Source organism: Citrobacter sp. wls613 (assembly GCF_005281195.1).
Taxonomy (GTDB): Bacteria; Pseudomonadota; Gammaproteobacteria; order Enterobacterales; family Enterobacteriaceae; genus Citrobacter; species Citrobacter gillenii.
Window position 1 is genome coordinate 2007 of the sequence record NZ_SZXN01000031.1, and the last position, 417, is coordinate 2423.

Sequence of the window (417 nt, forward strand, 5' to 3'; positions counted from 1 at the left end):
AGCCGGCGGCATGGCCAAAGCGTTTTCGGATGGTGTCGATTCGCTTAACGCGATGGTGAATAACCTCGATCGCATTAACGGTAACCTGGAGGACGCGAACAAGCGGCAGGAAGACCTAAACAAGAAAACCTCCGGGTCAGCTGGTATTTTTGGAAAGCTGAAAAAGGATTCGAAAGAGTTTGCAGGCCACATCAAAGATGCCACGGTTAATTTATTGTCATGGGGCGGAATTGTTGGGCTGTTTACTGGTGTGCTTGGCGCTGGTGGGTTGTTTGGCTTAAATCGCCTGGCTTCAACAGCCAGCGCTCAACGTTTTACATCTATGGGGCTGAATACCACCATAGGTGCCCTGGATTCGACCGCAATTAACTTCCAGCGGGCCGTGGCTAACCCGACGGCTACGCTGGGATCAATCCG

At 52.0% G+C, this 417-nt stretch carries 1 pseudogene; it reads left to right on the top strand.

Going from position 1 to position 417, the window contains the following annotated elements:
- A pseudogene (locus FDX01_RS23450) lies at positions 1 to 417 on the top strand (lytic transglycosylase domain-containing protein); the annotation flags it as partial.